The following is a 15152-nucleotide window of genomic DNA, read 5'->3' on the forward strand; positions in this document are numbered from 1 at the left end:
TAAATGACCGATAACCTAAACCGCTGTAGCGCAGGGCTTGGTCTGCGTCGTGAAATGCTGCCGGCATTGTTAGAAGCAAAACCGGCAGTCATTGATTTTTTTGAAGTCGCACCCGAAAATTGGCTACCTTATGGCGGTAAATTACAGCGCCATTTTAAACAATTGACCGAGCGCTATCCTTTTTTCTGTCATGGCTTATCGCTGTCTATTGGTAGCCCCGATCCTTTGGACATTGCCTTTATTAAGGAAGTAAAACAGTTTTTAGATGAACATCAGATTTTACTTTATAGCGAGCACTTAAGTTACTGCTCTGCCGACGGGCATTTATACGACTTAATGCCAATACCTTTTACTGAAGAAGCCGTGAGCTATGTCGCAAAGCGCATTCGGCAAGTGCAAGATATTCTGGAAAGACCACTTATTATTGAGAATGTCTCCTACTACGCCGCGCCAAGCCAACAGCTAAGCGAACAGGCGTTTTTGTTAGCCATCTTAGAAGAAGCTGATTGCCAATTGCTGTTAGATGTAAACAACATCTATGTGAATGCGGTGAATCATGGTTATGCTGCGGACACTTTTTTACGAGCGATGCCCACTGAGCGCATTGCTTATTACCATGTGGCAGGTCATTTTGTGCAGCATGAAAACTTACTGATTGATACACATGGTGCGGCGATCCCGGATCCGGTTTGGCAGTTATTAAGCCAAGCTTATCAGCTACATGGTGTAAAACCCACCTTGTATGAACGCGATTTCAATCTGCCACCCCTCGCCGATTTATGTCTTGAACTCGCGCAGATCAAACAGCTACAACAACAAGCAACGCAGGCGCGACCTTTATGACAGCGCTAAAAAGCACCCAGCTGACTTTTGCCAATTATATTCGCGATCCAAGGCAGTTTCCTGCGCCCGCGGCTATACCAGCTGAACGCCTCGAGGTGTATCGAGAGTTATTTTTTAATAATGTCCGTGGTTTTCTCGACAATGCTTTTCCGGTTTTACAAAGCCTGTATTGCCCCGAAGCTTGGCTAGCACTACAGCAACAATTTTTTGCCCAGTATCGCTGTCACTCGCCCTATTTTCTGCATATCGCTGAGCAGTTTGTCAGCTTTTTGCAAGACTATGCGCTAAGGCCAGCCGATCCGGTATTTTTGGCTGAATTAGCGCACTATGAATGGGCTGAGCTATATGTTGGCACCAAAAAGTGTGAGCAACCGGCGCTGACGCTGGCGCCCGACAAGCTAGCTGATAGTCCATTGTGGTTGTCGGAGTTAGCCATGCTCGCTGCCTATCAATACCCCGTACAAAACATCAGTAAAGACTTTCAGCCAAATGTCGCGGGCGCATACCAATACTTTTTGATTTTCCGCGATTATGCCGATGAAGTGCAGTTTGTCAGTATCAATCAGGCAAGTTTGCTGTTACTCAATGCGCTCAGTGAACAGCCCGGACAAACCCTCGCCGCGCTTACCTCTGCGTTAGCTGAGCATTTAGCTCCGCTTACGCCTGCACAGCTGCATGCCGCCGCTTTACCTTTATTACAACAGTTCGCCAAGCAGGGCGCTATAGTGATGCGGTAATGCGACTGCAATAGTGATGCAAAGCGCCGTTAGCCAGCCCAAGATGCATGAATGCGTGAATTTTTTTCATAGAAACTTAAGAAAAATTCATGAATTTTTAGATGGCCAGCCATCTAAATAGCTGTATACTGACGACAGAGCATTTTAGCTATGCATATTTTGAGGTCTTGTATTATGGCATTAAGCCTACAACAGAAAATTACCGATCCACGGCAAGGCGTGTATTTAATAGGCACTACCCCGCCCAAAGCCAATACACCCCAAGATAAAACCGAACGTATTGCTAAAAAATTGCTGGCCCGCTTAAACGAAATCGAATACGACGGCTTAGTGGTATACGATATCCAAGATGAAAGCAGTCGCGTCAGCGCGGAACGTCCCTTTCCGTTTCATAGCACCTTAGATCCGCGTGATTATGGCCAGCTGCTACGACAATTAGCGCAGCAAGATGTCATTACCTATAAAAGTGTTGCACAGCGCGATGTCGCCGAATTTCAACACTGGTTAACGGAAACCGCAGAAACTTATCAATTAGCCAATTTGGTATTAGTGGGCAGCCCCTCTTCAACTGGCGAAATTAAACTGAGCTTACCTGAAGCCTATCAGCAGCTAGCTACGCATAATACGGCCTTTTACCTTGGCGGGGTGGCGATTGCCGAACGCCATGCGAAAAAAGGTAATGAGCATTTACGCTTAATTGAAAAATCAGGCCAAGGCTGCGAGTTTTTTATCTCACAAGCGGTCTACAATGCGCAAGCCACAATCGATTTACTGACCAGCTATGCTCGTAGCTGTAAACAACAAGGCATTAGCCCCAAACGCATCATTCTTACCTTTACCCCCTGTGGCGGCGAACAAACGCTGACCTTTATGCAATGGTTGGGGATTTCGGTACCAGAGGGCAGTCAATACCGGATTTTAGATGCGGAAAACCCGTTAAATGAATCTATTAAAATTTGCCGCGACAACTTACAACAAATATTGCAGCATTGCGCCAACTTGGATATCCCGTTGGGGTTAAACGTGGAAAGCCTTACCAATAGACGCGAAGAAATTGACGCGTCTATTCGGTTATTTAGGCTATTGAAAGCCTTGATGGAGCTGCACTTGGCTGAAAAGCAAGTCGCTTGACGTCTACAGCAATAACCCAGTAAACCTCACTGCAACGCAACGCCGTGGTGCGCTAAAGCCACCACGACTGAGACTGCTTACACCCGCTTAGGGGCATCAAAATTGGCGGGCTCGTCACTGTAAATACAGACATTCCAGTCAGCCGCTAGGCCATCTTCGGCTAAACAATAGCGCTCGAAAAATTGCTGGATTTCTGCACGCTGACAATGCGCCTCGAAACTGGGTAAGTCGGCCCAAATTTCATTAAAGGCAATTGGGAAGCTGATCCCTTCAGCAAAAGGACTGCTGATCTGCCGCGTAACGATGTACTGCAAACAGCCATCTTCTCGCAAGGTATTGGGCTCTAAACTTTGTAAAATAGCGAATAACTCAGCATCTTTACCTTCTTTCGGTAAAAACTGCGCGATACAATACACTTTCTTAGACATAACACGCTCAATCTCGCTGCCCTAAGGGGTTTGACAACACCGATAGGGCTTAGCTAATTAATTAAGGACGGCCGAAAATCGTAAAGAGTTCGGCATTTAACCATAAATGACACACCACACTGGCAGCATACCCCAACAAAATCACCGGAGCCCATTTTAAATGCCCGACAAAGGTATAGTAACCACGTGCTTGCCCCATCAGGGCCACACCAGCAGCCGAGCCAATAGATAACAAACTCCCCCCGACGCCGGCAGTAAGCGTAATCAACAGCCATTGGCCATGCGACATCTCAGGGTTCATGGTCAGTACCGCAAACATTACTGGGATATTGTCGACAACTGCAGACATTAATCCTAACACGACATTCGCCGCAGTAGGGTTCCAATTAGTATAGAGTGCGGTTGATAACAACTCGAGATAGCCAAGAAAGCCTAAGCCCCCGACACAAACCACCACGCCATAGAAGAATAATAAGGTATCCCACTCTGCGCGAGCGATGCGGTTAAACACATCAAAGGGCACTACTTGCCCCAAAGAGCGTAAGCGCTCCATATCCCCTGCGCGCTCGGCAATAGCTTTTTTACGCGCTAAAGAGCCTGGGAGCGTTTTGCGTAAAAAGAAGCCAAAAAATTGTAAATATCCTAGGCCTGTCATCATGCCCAGTACTGGCGGTAATCCCAAAAATGAATGGAAAGCGACAGCAGTGGCGATAGTCAGTAAAAACAGCGTTAAAATGCGTAAAGCACCACGCTTTAATTCGACTTCCTCTGCAAAACCACCTGGTGAGCGTTTTTGTACAAACAGGCTCATAATGACCGCAGGAACCATAAAATTGATCACGGCCGGAATAAACAGCGTAAAAAACTCATTAAAGGTAATAATACCGGCCTGCCAAACCATCAGTGTCGTGATGTCGCCAAAAGGAATAAAAGCCCCACCGGCGTTAGCGGCAACGACAATATTGATACAGGTGAGATTAATAAATTTTTTATCCCCCTCTGCAACCTTCATCACTACCGCACACATTAACATTGCGGTCGTCATATTGTTGGCAAAAGAAGAGATAAAAAAAGCCAAGATACCACTGATCCAAAACAGTGTGCGATAACTGAAACCAGAACGGATTAACCAAGCGCGTAAGGCATCAAATAATCGCCGTTCTTCTAGCGCATTGATATACGTCATCGCCACTAACAAGAACAACATTAACTCGGAGAATTCCAATAAGGTATGCCGAAATGCGGATTCTGCCTTATCTGGCATACCGGCTTGCATATAATGCCAGCCAATTAGCGCCCAAATCATACCGGCGGCAACTAAAACAGGTTTGGACTTGCGTAAGTGAATTTTTTCTTCCGCCATCACCAACATGTAGGCTAAAGCAAATAGGCTTAAAGCAAACAAACCTATTGGACTTAGCGTTAAATCAATGGGGCCGGAGGCAGCAAACACGGTAGCCGGCATAAAAGCTAAGGCTAGCAGTAAAACGACATAAACTCTGAAATTAACCATGATAACTTCTGTAACGTTAGTAAGCAGGAGGGGTCACTGTTTGCACTGGCGTAAAAACACCCTACAAACATTGAGGGCATATGATACGCCTATTTTCAGCAGGTTGCAGAACTAAATGCAGTTATTCAGCAAAACGTTTTTCCCCAGCCCAGCTTGAAAATACTATGTACTGCCTTACGAAACTGCGTCACAATAGCTTTATCGTAATATCAGCAAAGAGCACTTGGCTTGGCTAAGCATAGCCGTGGTGGTGCTACCAAGAAAAAATTGTCTTAATCGCGAATGACCATAAGCGCCCATTACCAGTAAATCAATATGATGCTCTTGTTGATATTGATGTAGCACGGCTGCGGGCTCGCCCGCTACTATGGCTGTTTTTGTCTCAAAACCGGCTTGGCTCAACAATGCCGCAGCTGCAACTAATTGCTCTGCACTGGCTTCTGCTTTATCACTGGCAAAGACTATATGCACCGGTAAACCACGACATAAAGGGCTAGCTGCAAGCCGCTCTAAACTTTTTTGCGCGGTGGCACTACCATCATAGGCAAGCATAATACGCTGCGGCGCTTTGTAAGCTTGTTGGGTGAGGAGAATAGGCACGTCGATGCTTCGGATAACTTGCTCTACATGTAAACCTAATTGACCATGCTCTTGCGCACTGCTGTAACCTCTTTTACCCAGTACGACTAAACGTATTTCTGGTAACCATTGCTTGAGCGTATCCAACAAACTGCCATGACGCAGTACCTCATTAATATCCGTCAGTCCGCGTTGCGCTGCGCGGGCTTGCGCGCTGTCTAACATTTCTCGTCCACGCTCAAGGGCTAACTTACTGTGTTTTTCATCTAACTCAGCCAGTTGTTGTAATAGTAATTCTTGCGAGCCTAAACCAATACTGCCACTTAAGTCTGGGGTATGGGTATGTTGTGCTTTGTCTATTGCATGCAACAAGGCTAAAGGAGCAAGCAATTGTTGTGCTGCCCAAACGGCATAATCGGCAACGGCTTGGGCATAAGGGGAGGCATCGATGCAAGCGACCACACTTGCCGCAGTAATATCCTGTGTCATTATTTAGCTCTATGTTGTTAATCTTTCAGACGGGTAGGCCATCACGAAAAAACTGGACACCACCACAATGTGCACAACAGAGTAACTCGGCTGGATGGGTGTAATCAATGCTCTGCTGGCATTCACTACAACGATAACGCCCCATGCCAACATACTCGCCCTGGTAGTAAACGCCTTGATGCTGAAAATCGGCCATCAGTTCAACCCATTCAACTTGCGTTTTATCTGTGATCAAACTTAACTGCTGCCATAACTCCTCAGTCCACATCGACGGTTGCTGCGCGACATCATTTTCGGCTTGTTCTTGAGCTTCTGTCCACTGGCGCTTTAGGGTTTCGATAAATAACTGACTTTCATAGGCACTTAATTCTTTACCAGCCTTTAAATAAGCCTTAAATGTCTCGGCAACCGCCAACATATTGTGTAACTGCTGCTGGCTAGCCTGTTCGAGCGTTTCGGTAAGATCATGTAGCCATTGTTGGTACTTGTGTTTAAATTCAGCCATCTGTTACTCCGGTTAGCAAATGAAAACGCAAAACAAGTGCTTTAAGTCAGTATAGACCAGGCTCTGCTTATTGTTGTCAAAACCCGCCTAAGGTATGCTATAGCGAATTTTTTGCCTGTGTCTTGCGTTAGCGCAAACTTACAGGCGCGCACCATACCCAAAATCATTGAAGATGCAGGTAGGCGGCAAGTGACCGAATCCCCATGAGCATAGGAATACTATGTGATTGGGGTGAGTGAGCGCAGCCAACACCGCTGCAGCTTCAAGGATAACGGGTATAAGACTTTTCTGGAAGACGTAAATGCAACAGCAATATAACCCACAGCAAATTGAAACCATCCTGCAACAGCAATGGCAAGAGACCAATGCCTTTAAGGTTACGGAAGATCCCAGCAAAGAAAAGTTTTACTGCCTCTCTATGTTTCCTTACCCAAGTGGCCGTTTACATATGGGCCATGTGCGCAATTACACCATAGGCGATGTCGTTAGCCGCTTTCAGCGCATGCAAGGCAAAAACGTGATGCAACCTATGGGTTGGGATGCCTTTGGTTTACCGGCTGAAAACGCCGCGATTAATCACAAAACCGCGCCGGCCAAGTGGACATACGAAAATATTGACTATATGAAAACCCAACTTAAGCGTTTGGGTTTTGGCTACGACTGGGATCGCGAAGTGGCGACCTGTAAGCCTGATTACTATCGCTGGGAGCAGTGGTTCTTCACTAAGCTTTATGAAAAAGGCTTGGTTTACAAAAAAATGGCCACGGTAAACTGGGATCCGGTAGATCAGTGCGTGTTAGCTAACGAGCAAGTTATTGATGGTCGCGGCTGGCGTTCAGGCGCGTTAGTCGAGCAGCGCGAATTAGCGCAGTGGTTTATTCGTATCACCCAATATGCGGAAGAGCTGCTGCAAGATTTAGAGCAGCTGACCGAATGGCCAGAGCAAGTGCGTACTATGCAGAAAAACTGGATTGGTCGCTCAGAAGGCGTCAATATCCGTTTTGCTATCGCAGGCCAGGACAGTGAGCTGGAAGTCTACACCACCCGTCCGGATACCTTATATGGGGTTACCTATGTGGCCGTCGCGGCTCAACATCCGCTGGCGCAAGCGGCAGCCCAACATAACAGCACCTTAGCCAGCTTTATCGAAGAGTTAAAGGGCGGCAAAATGGCTGAAGCTGAGCTGGCCACTATGGAGAAGAAAGGCTGCGCCACAGGCGTTTATGCTATCCATCCATTAACGGGTGAACAGGTTCCAGTATGGGTTGCCAACTTTGTGTTAATGGATTACGGCTCAGGTGCGGTAATGGCGGTACCGGGTCACGATCAACGTGATTACGAATTTGCTACCAAGTATCAGTTGCCTATCAAACAAGTGGTTACCGCAGCAGATGGCAGTGCAACTCACCTAGACAGTGCAGCCTATACCGAAAAAGGTCTGCTCATTAACTCTGCTGACTTTAACGGTTTAGACTTTGACGCTGCTTTTAAAGCCATCGCCGACAAGCTAGCGAGCTTGGGTAAAGGCGAAGTCAAAGTCAATTTCCGTCTGCGCGATTGGGGCGTGTCACGCCAGCGTTACTGGGGTACGCCTATCCCCATGCTAAACTTGCCTGATGGCTCAGTTGTGCCAGTGCCTGAAGATCGCCTACCCGTAGTGTTACCGGAAGACGTGGTAATGGATGGTGTGACCTCGCCGATTAAAGCAGATGCCGAATGGGCAAAAACCGAGTTTAACGGTAGCGAAGCTTTCCATGAAACCGATACCTTCGACACCTTTATGGAGTCGAGCTGGTACTATGCGCGTTACTGTAGCCCAGACTATGACAAAGCCATGCTGGATCCAGAAAAAGCCAATTACTGGCTGCCGGTAGATCAATATATCGGTGGTATTGAACACGCTATTTTACACCTGCTTTATGCCCGTTTCTTCCATAAGCTGTTGCGTGATGTTGGCTTAGTACAATGTGACGAGCCGTTTAAACGCTTACTGTGCCAAGGTATGGTACTGGCTGAAACTTTCTATCGCGAAACGGCCAATGGCGGTCAGCAATGGTTCGCGCCACAAGATGTTGCAGTAGAACGTGACGAGAAGGGCCGTATTACCCAAGCGATCTTAAAAACAGATGGCCAGCCTGTGTTATCTGCCGGCATGAGCAAAATGTCGAAGTCGAAGAACAACGGTATCGATCCACAAAAAGTTATCGATCAATACGGTGCCGATACCGTACGCTTATTTATGATGTTTACTGCCCCACCAGAGCAAACACTGGAGTGGTCAGACTCCGCGGTAGAAGGCGCACATCGTTTCTTAAAACGTATCTACGCCTTAGTTAGCGAAGTACAAGCTGCCGGTGCCGCGGGTGAGTTAGACTTAGCTGCACTTAACGATGAGCAAAAAACCTTACGTCGCGAACTGCACAAAACGATTGCTAAAGTGACCGATGATATTGGCCGCCGTTATACCTTTAACACAGCCATTGCCGCTGTCATGGAACTGACTAATAAGCTGCAAAAAGCCAGCTTAGCCACACCGCTGGATAAAGCAGTGATGCGCGAAGCCTGCACTGCCTTGTTGCAATTACTTAACCCCATCACGCCACATATTGCGCAGCACTTGTGGGCAGCACTGGGTAATACCCAGAGCATTGAGCAAGCCGCTTGGCCAAGCGTTGATAGCGCTGCTTTAGTGGAAGACGAAAAACTGGTGGTAGTGCAAATTAACGGTAAGGTACGGGCAAAAGTAACAGTCGCCGCCGATGCTAACCAAGATCAAGTATTGGCCATAGCGCAGCTTGACCAAAACGTGCAACGTTTCCTTGAGGGTGTCAGTATCCGTAAAGTGATCTTTGTACCAGGCAAGCTATTAAACCTGGTGGTAGGCTAAGATGGCGGCCCGTTTGTTTCTGGTCAGGCTAGCGATACTGTGGTTAGCCGCCAGCCTGCTTACGGGCTGCGGCTTTCATTTGCGCGGCAGCTTACCGCTGAGCCAATTTCCGGCGATTTATGTGCAAAGCGAAGCCCACTCAGAACTGGCCGCACTGCTTAAGCAGCGTTTTGTGCAAAACAAAGTTGGCCTGCTCACTGACTACCAACAAGATAAGCCGGCGCTGACCTTGGTGCGTGATACCTTAGAGCGTCGGACTTTATCATTATTTGCCAATGGGCAGGTGGCGGAATACGAGCTAATCTATCAAGTAGAGTATTTCATCCAACTTCCAGGCAGGGAGCCGCAGCGTTATCAATTTGAACTGTTTCGTGATTATCAGGATGATCCTAACAAAGCTCTGGCCAAAGCGCATGAGCTAGAACTCCTGCTCAGTGAACTGCGTCAGCAAGCGGCTAATCGAATAATTCGGCAATTGGCTCGTCTGTAGTAATGCAAAAACTCTATGCCAATCAGCTAGCAACGCATCTAAGCCAAGGCTTAGCGCCTTGCTATCTGATTTTCGGTGAAGAACCACTGCAAAAATTTGAAGCCGTGGAAGAAATCCGTACTGCCGCCAAGCAGCAGGGATTTCTGGAAAGAATCAGTTTTAGCGCGGATGCCCAATTTGACTGGCACTCGCTGCAAAACGAGTTAAGTGCCATGTCGTTGTTTGCCGAGCGGCGTTTAATCGAACTTGAACTCTTACCCGCTAAGGCGCCTGCAGGAATGAATGAGCAGCTTAAGTTGCTGGCCAAACAGTTACATCCTGATATTGTTCTGGTTATCCACGGTAGCCGCAGTCATAGTGAAGTCAGTAAACTGGCTTGGTTTAAACAGTTGCAAGAACAGGCTGTACAAGTGCCTGTTTATGCTCTAGATGAACGGCAACAACGGCAATGGCTACAACAACGTGCCCAACAGTTAGCGGTTCAGCTTACCTCAGATGCACTGCAATTATTACAACAACACTGTGCTGGCAACTTATTGGCTGCAAAACAAGAGTTAGAAAAACTGGCACTAACCCATCCGACCCAACGGGTAGATGCCGATGTATTTAGCCGCTTTCTCGCCGATCACTCTAGCTACAACATCTTTCAACTTATCGATGCCGTGCTTACTGGCAATAGTGCCGAAGCTTTACACCGCTTAAAACGACTGTTAGAGCAAGATACCGAGCCTGTGATGATTGCTTGGCAGTTGCAAAAAGAAATTATGCAATTACAGCAACTTAGTATGGCAACACAGCAGGGATCCTTAACCGAACACTTTAAGCAGCTGGCGATTTGGCCAAAACGCCAACCCCTCTATCAGCAAGCTACTAAGCGCTTAACATCTCGCTGGTTAGGCTATTTGCTGCAAGAAGTTGCGGCTTTTGATCGACATTTCAAAGCCGGCAACGTCAGCGATCCTTTGCTGGCATTAGCACACCTTGTCACGCTGTTTTGCCATCCCCTGCCTCGGACATTTTCTTTACAACACGCTTATGACGCGTAAGATTATTGGCATTTTTGGCGGCACCTTTGACCCTATTCACCAAGGGCATCTCGCCTGTGCGCGCTATGTGCTGACGCATTGTCAGTTGGATAGTATTCGCTTGATGCCTTGCCATCTGCCGCCACACCGCGCTACACCGGGCGTGAGCAGCCAACAACGTGCCAAAATGGTTGAGTTAGCCATAGCCTCAGAACCGAACATGCAGCTCGAAACGCTTGAACTCAATCGGCAAACACCGTCTTATACTGTCGACAGTTTAGTTGCGTTAAAACAACAATATCCGACCGCAAGCTTAGCTTTTATTATTGGTATGGACTCACTGCAATACTTTACTAAATGGCATAACTGGCAACACATTTTGCAGCTGGCGCATTTGATCGTATGCCGACGCCCCGGCTATGCCTGTGATGAAGGGGATGCTCCTATTTTGCTTAACCAGTATGCTGGCAATCTACAGCAATTACAGCAACAACCCGCAGGTGTTATCCTGTTGCTGGACAATCCTGATTTTATGCAAAGTGCAACCTTTATCAGACAACAACTCGCTACTCACCCGCACATTCGCACTATGCTGCCGCCTGCCGTTATGCAGTATATCCAACAACAACGACTCTATGGTTGCCGCTAGCCAAACTGTGCTAAAATACGCCCCTTAAATTCGACACTGAGGATAAAAGGTGCAAACTAACGAACTAGTCGCTTTTGTAACAGACAAAATCGATGATATGAAAGCGCGCGACATTGTCACACTAGATGTCAGAGGAAAATCAAGCGTAACTAACTTTTTAGTTATTTGCTCGGGAACTTCTACTCGTCACGCTAAGTCTATTGCCGGGTATCTAGCGACAGAAATTAAAAAAACCGGTATGCAACCCCTAGGAATTGAAGGCGAAGCCTCTGGTGAATGGGTATTACTGGATTTGGGCGATGTCGTTGTCCACGTTATGCTGGAAGAAAGCCGGAATTTTTATCAGTTGGAAAAGCTCTGGGGCGGTTAAGTCATTATGAAGTTAATCCTGATTGCCGTAGGTACCAAGATGCCTGCTTGGGTACAAACTGGCTTTGAGGAGTATGCGCGCCGCTTTCCACGCGATTTATCGTTTGAACTGATCGAAATCGTCGCCGGTAAGCGCGGCAAAAATGCTGACATTAAACGTATTCTGGAAACAGAAGGCGAAAAGATGTTAGCGGCCATCCCTAAGGGCAGTCGGATAGTTACCTTAGAAGTGACTGGCGCAAATTGGAGTAGCCCGCAATTGGCGGGTAAACTGCAAGAATGGCAACATGACGGACGAGACGTTTGCTTTTTAGTCGGTGGGCCTGAAGGATTAGCCCCTGCCTGTATTCAGGCGAGTGAAGCAAAATGGTCTTTATCTGCTCTTACTATGCCGCATCCAATGGTGCGAGTAGTGTTGGCTGAAGCGCTCTATCGCGCTTGGAGTATTAGTACCAATCACCCTTATCATCGCGAGTAAACATGTTAAAAAAACGTGTAGCCATGCAGGATGTTGCCGCAGAAACCCGGTTATTTAATCATCGGGCTATTTTTGCTATGGTTTTTGTGATGCTGATGTTTGGCGTGATCATCATTAACATGTATCACTTACAAGTCACCTCCTATCAAGTTTATCAAACTCGATCCGAAGGTAACCGCATCAAGGTAGTCCCCTTAGCGCCGAATCGTGGCTTAATTACCGATCGCAACGGTATCCTACTCGCCGATAACCGCCCAGTTTTTTCTTTAGAGTTAGTCCCCGAAGAAATTGATGATATGACAGCGACGCTAAACGAGCTGGCTGAGTTAATTGAAATAACCGAAGATCAAAAAAGCGACTTTCTCAAAGAAGTGCGGCAGCAAAGACGCTTTAATAGTATCGCAATTAAAGAAAGGTTGAATGATCAAGAAGTGGCGATTATTTCAGTCAATCTGCACCGCTTTCCTGGCGTTACCGTTGAAGCGCGCTTAAGTCGCTATTATCCTTTTGGTAATCTGTTTACCCATGCCTTAGGTTACATTGGACGCATTAATAGTAATGATTTAGCACGGTTAGAGCAAAATGACCAATTAGCTAATTATGCCGCAACGCGGGATATTGGCAAAATAGGCTTAGAGCGGTATTACGAAACCGAACTGCATGGCACCATGGGCTATCAGGAAGTGGAAGTGAATAATCGTGGTCGTTTAATCCGCGTGTTACGCTCAGTTCCCGCCAATTCGGGAAAAAATATCCGACTTAACCTAGATGTGGGTTTGCAGTTAACTGCGCAACAAATCATGCTCGATAAAAGAGGCGCCATTGTTGCTATGGATCCACGCGATGGTGCAGTGTTGGCGTTTTATAGCAATCCCAGCTATGACCCCAATCTGTTTGTACATGGCATCAGTAGTGCTAATTACAATGCCTTACTCAACTCCAAAGATCGGCCTTTAGTTAATCGAGTAACTCAAGGTATTTATCCACCTGCTTCGACAATTAAACCGCACCTAGCCTTATTAGGGCTAGAAACGAATACGATTACCCCAACAACACGCATTTGGGATCCTGGTTTTTTCCAATTACCTGGGGTAGAACACCGCTATCGCGATTGGAAGCGTACAGGGCATGGCTGGGTCGATGTCTACAGCGCCATTGTCGAAAGTTGCGATACGTTTTTTTATGATATGGGAGTCAAATTAGGTATTGATCGTATTTCTGATTATATGAAAAGCATGGGGTTTGGTGAGAAAACCGGTATTGATATTCTTGAAGAGTCTAATACCAATATGCCATCCCGAGGTTGGAAGCGCGCTCGCCATAATCAACCATGGTTTCATGGCGATACCGTAGCCGTCAGTATCGGCCAGGGCTATTGGACAGTAACGCCCATTCAATTATTAGTCTCGACGGCCGTTCTGTTAAATGATGGCTTGATGCCCACTCCCCATCTCGTTAAAACCCTCACAAATGAGCAAGGTAGTACAGAAATTGACACGGCTTTAAAACCAGCCACCCCTGTAGTAAACCCTCGCAATTGGCAAGTGATCCGTGACAGCATGTTACAAACAGTTAATACGGAAAAGGGCACAGCATTTCGAGCTTTTAGAGGGGCTAAGTACACTTCAGGCGGTAAAACCGGTACAGCGCAAATTGTCAGTATTGCTCAAGACGCGGAATATGATGCAGATGCACTTTATGAACGCCATCGCGACAATGCCATGTATGTTGGCTACGCTCCTGCAGATAACCCAACCATTGTTATTTCAGTAACAGTAGAAAATATTGGTGGCGGTGGCAGTACCGCAGCACCTATCGCGCGGCAAATGCTGGATTACTATTTTAGTGCCGGAGTTAATAATAATGAATGATAGTCTGGCCCCCCCACAGAATAGACTTAGTCGACTGGCTTTTTTTCATATTGATACACCTTTATTACTGGGTTTAATCGCCTTAATGAGTTACGGGCTACTCGTACTGTATAGTGCCTCTGGTCAAAGTGAAAGAATGGTAGAGGCACAACTTATCCGATTAGGTATTGCCTTTGCTGTTATGGTTGGTTTTGCACAAATCAATCCACAAACCATTCGACGCTGGTCTCTGCCATTATTTATCGTCGGCACGGCCTTGCTGATCTGTGTGTTGCTTTTTGGCCACGTTGGTAAAGGTGCCCAGCGCTGGTTAGATTTAGGCTTTATGAAATTTCAGCCTTCGGAAATTATGAAACTGGCAGTTCCTATGGCGATTGCGTGGTTTATTGCCTCGCATAATTTCCCGCCCAGATTATCTCACTTGCTTGTGGGCTTTTTAATGTGCGCTATACCCACTTTATTAATTGCCAAACAACCCGACTTAGGTACATCTTTATTGATTGCCACTGCCGGGATTTTTGTGTTGTTTATGGCAGGTATGAGTTGGAAGATCATTGCCTTCGTGATTGCCTTGGTGTCAGCCTTTGCTCCGATACTGTGGATGTTTTTAATGCATGACTATCAACGCCGGCGCGTTCTGACTTTTTTAAATCCAGAAAGCGACCCACTTGGCTCGGGCTATCATATCATCCAGTCAAAAATTGCCATTGGTTCCGGTGGGGTGGATGGCAAAGGTTGGATGCAAGGCACGCAATCGCAACTGGAATTCTTGCCGGAGCGCCATACGGATTTCATTTTTTCAGTACTGAGTGAAGAGTTTGGTTTAATTGGCGTACTTATTTTATTAGCCATCTACCTGTTTATTATTGGTAGGGGCTTGATCATCGCAGCACGAGCACAGGATAATTACAGCAAATTGGTTGCTGCCAGCTTTACCCTAACCTTCTTTGTTTATGTCTTTGTAAACATAGGCATGGTTTCAGGGCTATTACCTGTGGTGGGTGTCCCCTTACCGCTAGTAAGTTATGGCGGTACCTCAATGGTAACGATGATGGCCGCTTTTGGCATTATTATGTCGGTAAGTACTCATAAACGTAGTTTGGCCAAAAATTGATATGAAAATAATTTTCCTTAACTGCTTTTGCCTTTTCTCTGCTT

At 46.7% G+C, this 15152-nt stretch carries 15 protein-coding genes; 11 read left to right on the plus strand and 4 right to left on the minus strand.

Going from position 1 to position 15152, the window contains the following annotated elements; genetic code table 11:
• The first annotated feature begins 3 nt into the window (after positions 1-3).
• The 3 genes from ACO1PK_RS03285 to ACO1PK_RS03295 all read left to right on the plus strand — a co-directional run bounded on the left by ACO1PK_RS03285 (position 4) and on the right by ACO1PK_RS03295 (position 2711).
• Positions 4-843 (plus strand): DUF692 domain-containing protein, encoded by an 840-nt coding sequence (locus ACO1PK_RS03285; protein ID WP_423187247.1) that lies wholly within the window; start codon positions 4-6, stop codon positions 841-843.
• Positions 840-1580 (plus strand): DNA-binding domain-containing protein, encoded by a 741-nt coding sequence (locus ACO1PK_RS03290; RefSeq protein ID WP_423187248.1) that lies wholly within the window; start codon positions 840-842, stop codon positions 1578-1580. Before ACO1PK_RS03285 ends, ACO1PK_RS03290 begins: the two co-directional genes overlap by 4 nt.
• A gap of 174 nt (positions 1581-1754) precedes the next feature.
• Positions 1755-2711 carry a hypothetical protein gene (locus tag ACO1PK_RS03295; protein ID WP_423187249.1) on the plus strand — a complete coding sequence of 319 codons (957 nt, stop codon included), beginning with the start codon at positions 1755-1757 and terminating at the stop codon, positions 2709-2711.
• Between the two features lie 77 nt (positions 2712-2788).
• Here the strand turns inward: ACO1PK_RS03295 and ACO1PK_RS03300 are convergent, their stop codons facing one another.
• The 4 genes from ACO1PK_RS03300 to ACO1PK_RS03315 all read right to left on the minus strand — a co-directional run bounded on the left by ACO1PK_RS03300 (position 2789) and on the right by ACO1PK_RS03315 (position 6225).
• Positions 2789-3139: a putative quinol monooxygenase gene (locus tag ACO1PK_RS03300; RefSeq protein ID WP_423187250.1), complete on the minus strand. Its 351-nt coding sequence runs from the start codon at positions 3137-3139 to the stop codon at positions 2789-2791.
• Between the two features lie 61 nt (positions 3140-3200).
• Positions 3201-4652: a sodium:proton antiporter NhaD gene (gene nhaD / locus ACO1PK_RS03305; protein ID WP_423187251.1), complete on the minus strand. Its 1452-nt coding sequence runs from the start codon at positions 4650-4652 to the stop codon at positions 3201-3203.
• A gap of 198 nt (positions 4653-4850) precedes the next feature.
• Entirely contained in the window at positions 4851-5720 is an 870-nt protein-coding gene (locus ACO1PK_RS03310; RefSeq protein WP_423187252.1) for a universal stress protein, read from the minus strand.
• A gap of 25 nt (positions 5721-5745) precedes the next feature.
• Positions 5746-6225, minus strand: a complete 480-nt coding sequence (locus tag ACO1PK_RS03315; RefSeq protein WP_423187253.1) for a zinc ribbon-containing protein — start codon at positions 6223-6225, stop codon at positions 5746-5748.
• Between the two features lie 301 nt (positions 6226-6526).
• Between ACO1PK_RS03315 and leuS the strand changes: the two genes are divergently transcribed.
• From leuS to rodA, 8 genes are read left to right on the plus strand one after another with little or no spacing between them, the layout of a single operon-like run.
• Positions 6527-9112 (plus strand): leucine--tRNA ligase, encoded by a 2586-nt coding sequence (gene leuS, locus ACO1PK_RS03320; RefSeq protein WP_423187254.1) that lies wholly within the window; start codon positions 6527-6529, stop codon positions 9110-9112.
• Between the two features lies 1 nt (position 9113).
• A complete protein-coding gene (gene lptE / locus ACO1PK_RS03325) occupies positions 9114-9602 on the plus strand; it encodes an LPS assembly lipoprotein LptE (protein ID WP_423187255.1) in 489 nt (162 codons plus the stop codon).
• A 2-nt stretch (positions 9603-9604) separates the two neighbouring features.
• On the plus strand, positions 9605-10648 hold the full coding sequence (gene holA / locus ACO1PK_RS03330; RefSeq protein ID WP_423187256.1) for a DNA polymerase III subunit delta: 1044 nt from the start codon (positions 9605-9607) through the stop codon (positions 10646-10648).
• Positions 10638-11276, plus strand: a complete 639-nt coding sequence (nadD, locus tag ACO1PK_RS03335; protein WP_423187257.1) for a nicotinate-nucleotide adenylyltransferase — start codon at positions 10638-10640, stop codon at positions 11274-11276. The genes holA and nadD overlap by 11 nt, the downstream gene beginning before the upstream one ends.
• A 49-nt stretch (positions 11277-11325) precedes the next feature.
• Entirely contained in the window at positions 11326-11646 is a 321-nt protein-coding gene (gene rsfS / locus ACO1PK_RS03340) for a ribosome silencing factor (protein WP_423187258.1), read from the plus strand.
• A 6-nt stretch (positions 11647-11652) separates the two neighbouring features.
• Positions 11653-12123: a 23S rRNA (pseudouridine(1915)-N(3))-methyltransferase RlmH gene (rlmH, locus tag ACO1PK_RS03345; RefSeq protein WP_423187259.1), complete on the plus strand. Its 471-nt coding sequence runs from the start codon at positions 11653-11655 to the stop codon at positions 12121-12123.
• A 2-nt stretch (positions 12124-12125) separates the two neighbouring features.
• Positions 12126-13994 (plus strand): penicillin-binding protein 2, encoded by a 1869-nt coding sequence (gene mrdA / locus ACO1PK_RS03350; protein ID WP_423187260.1) that lies wholly within the window; start codon positions 12126-12128, stop codon positions 13992-13994.
• Positions 13987-15108, plus strand: coding sequence for a rod shape-determining protein RodA (rodA, locus tag ACO1PK_RS03355; RefSeq protein ID WP_423187261.1), 1122 nt, complete (start codon positions 13987-13989; stop codon positions 15106-15108). Before mrdA ends, rodA begins: the two co-directional genes overlap by 8 nt.
• The last annotated feature ends 44 nt before the right edge of the window (positions 15109-15152 follow it).

It is taken from the genome of Alishewanella sp. d11 (assembly GCF_049390205.1).
GTDB lineage: Bacteria > Pseudomonadota > Gammaproteobacteria > Enterobacterales > Alteromonadaceae > Alishewanella.

Bases quoted from the DNA above. Each gene is read 5' to 3' on its own strand.
- ACO1PK_RS03295 (WP_423187249.1), top strand. From the start codon at position 1,755: ATGGCATTAAGCCTACAACAGAAAATTACCGATCCACGGCAAGGCGTG.
- lptE (WP_423187255.1), top strand. From the start codon at position 9,114: ATGGCGGCCCGTTTGTTTCTGGTCAGGCTAGCGATACTGTGGTTAGCC.
- mrdA (WP_423187260.1), top strand. From the start codon at position 12,126: ATGTTAAAAAAACGTGTAGCCATGCAGGATGTTGCCGCAGAAACCCGG.
- rodA (WP_423187261.1), top strand. From the start codon at position 13,987: ATGAATGATAGTCTGGCCCCCCCACAGAATAGACTTAGTCGACTGGCT.
- nhaD (WP_423187251.1), bottom strand. From the start codon at position 4,652: ATGGTTAATTTCAGAGTTTATGTCGTTTTACTGCTAGCCTTAGCTTTT.
- ACO1PK_RS03315 (WP_423187253.1), bottom strand. From the start codon at position 6,225: ATGGCTGAATTTAAACACAAGTACCAACAATGGCTACATGATCTTACC.
- leuS (WP_423187254.1), top strand. From the start codon at position 6,527: ATGCAACAGCAATATAACCCACAGCAAATTGAAACCATCCTGCAACAG.
- ACO1PK_RS03290 (WP_423187248.1), top strand. From the start codon at position 840: ATGACAGCGCTAAAAAGCACCCAGCTGACTTTTGCCAATTATATTCGC.
- rlmH (WP_423187259.1), top strand. From the start codon at position 11,653: ATGAAGTTAATCCTGATTGCCGTAGGTACCAAGATGCCTGCTTGGGTA.
- ACO1PK_RS03285 (WP_423187247.1), top strand. From the start codon at position 4: ATGACCGATAACCTAAACCGCTGTAGCGCAGGGCTTGGTCTGCGTCGT.
- ACO1PK_RS03300 (WP_423187250.1), bottom strand. From the start codon at position 3,139: ATGTCTAAGAAAGTGTATTGTATCGCGCAGTTTTTACCGAAAGAAGGT.
- nadD (WP_423187257.1), top strand. From the start codon at position 10,638: ATGACGCGTAAGATTATTGGCATTTTTGGCGGCACCTTTGACCCTATT.
- ACO1PK_RS03310 (WP_423187252.1), bottom strand. From the start codon at position 5,720: ATGACACAGGATATTACTGCGGCAAGTGTGGTCGCTTGCATCGATGCC.
- holA (WP_423187256.1), top strand. From the start codon at position 9,605: ATGCAAAAACTCTATGCCAATCAGCTAGCAACGCATCTAAGCCAAGGC.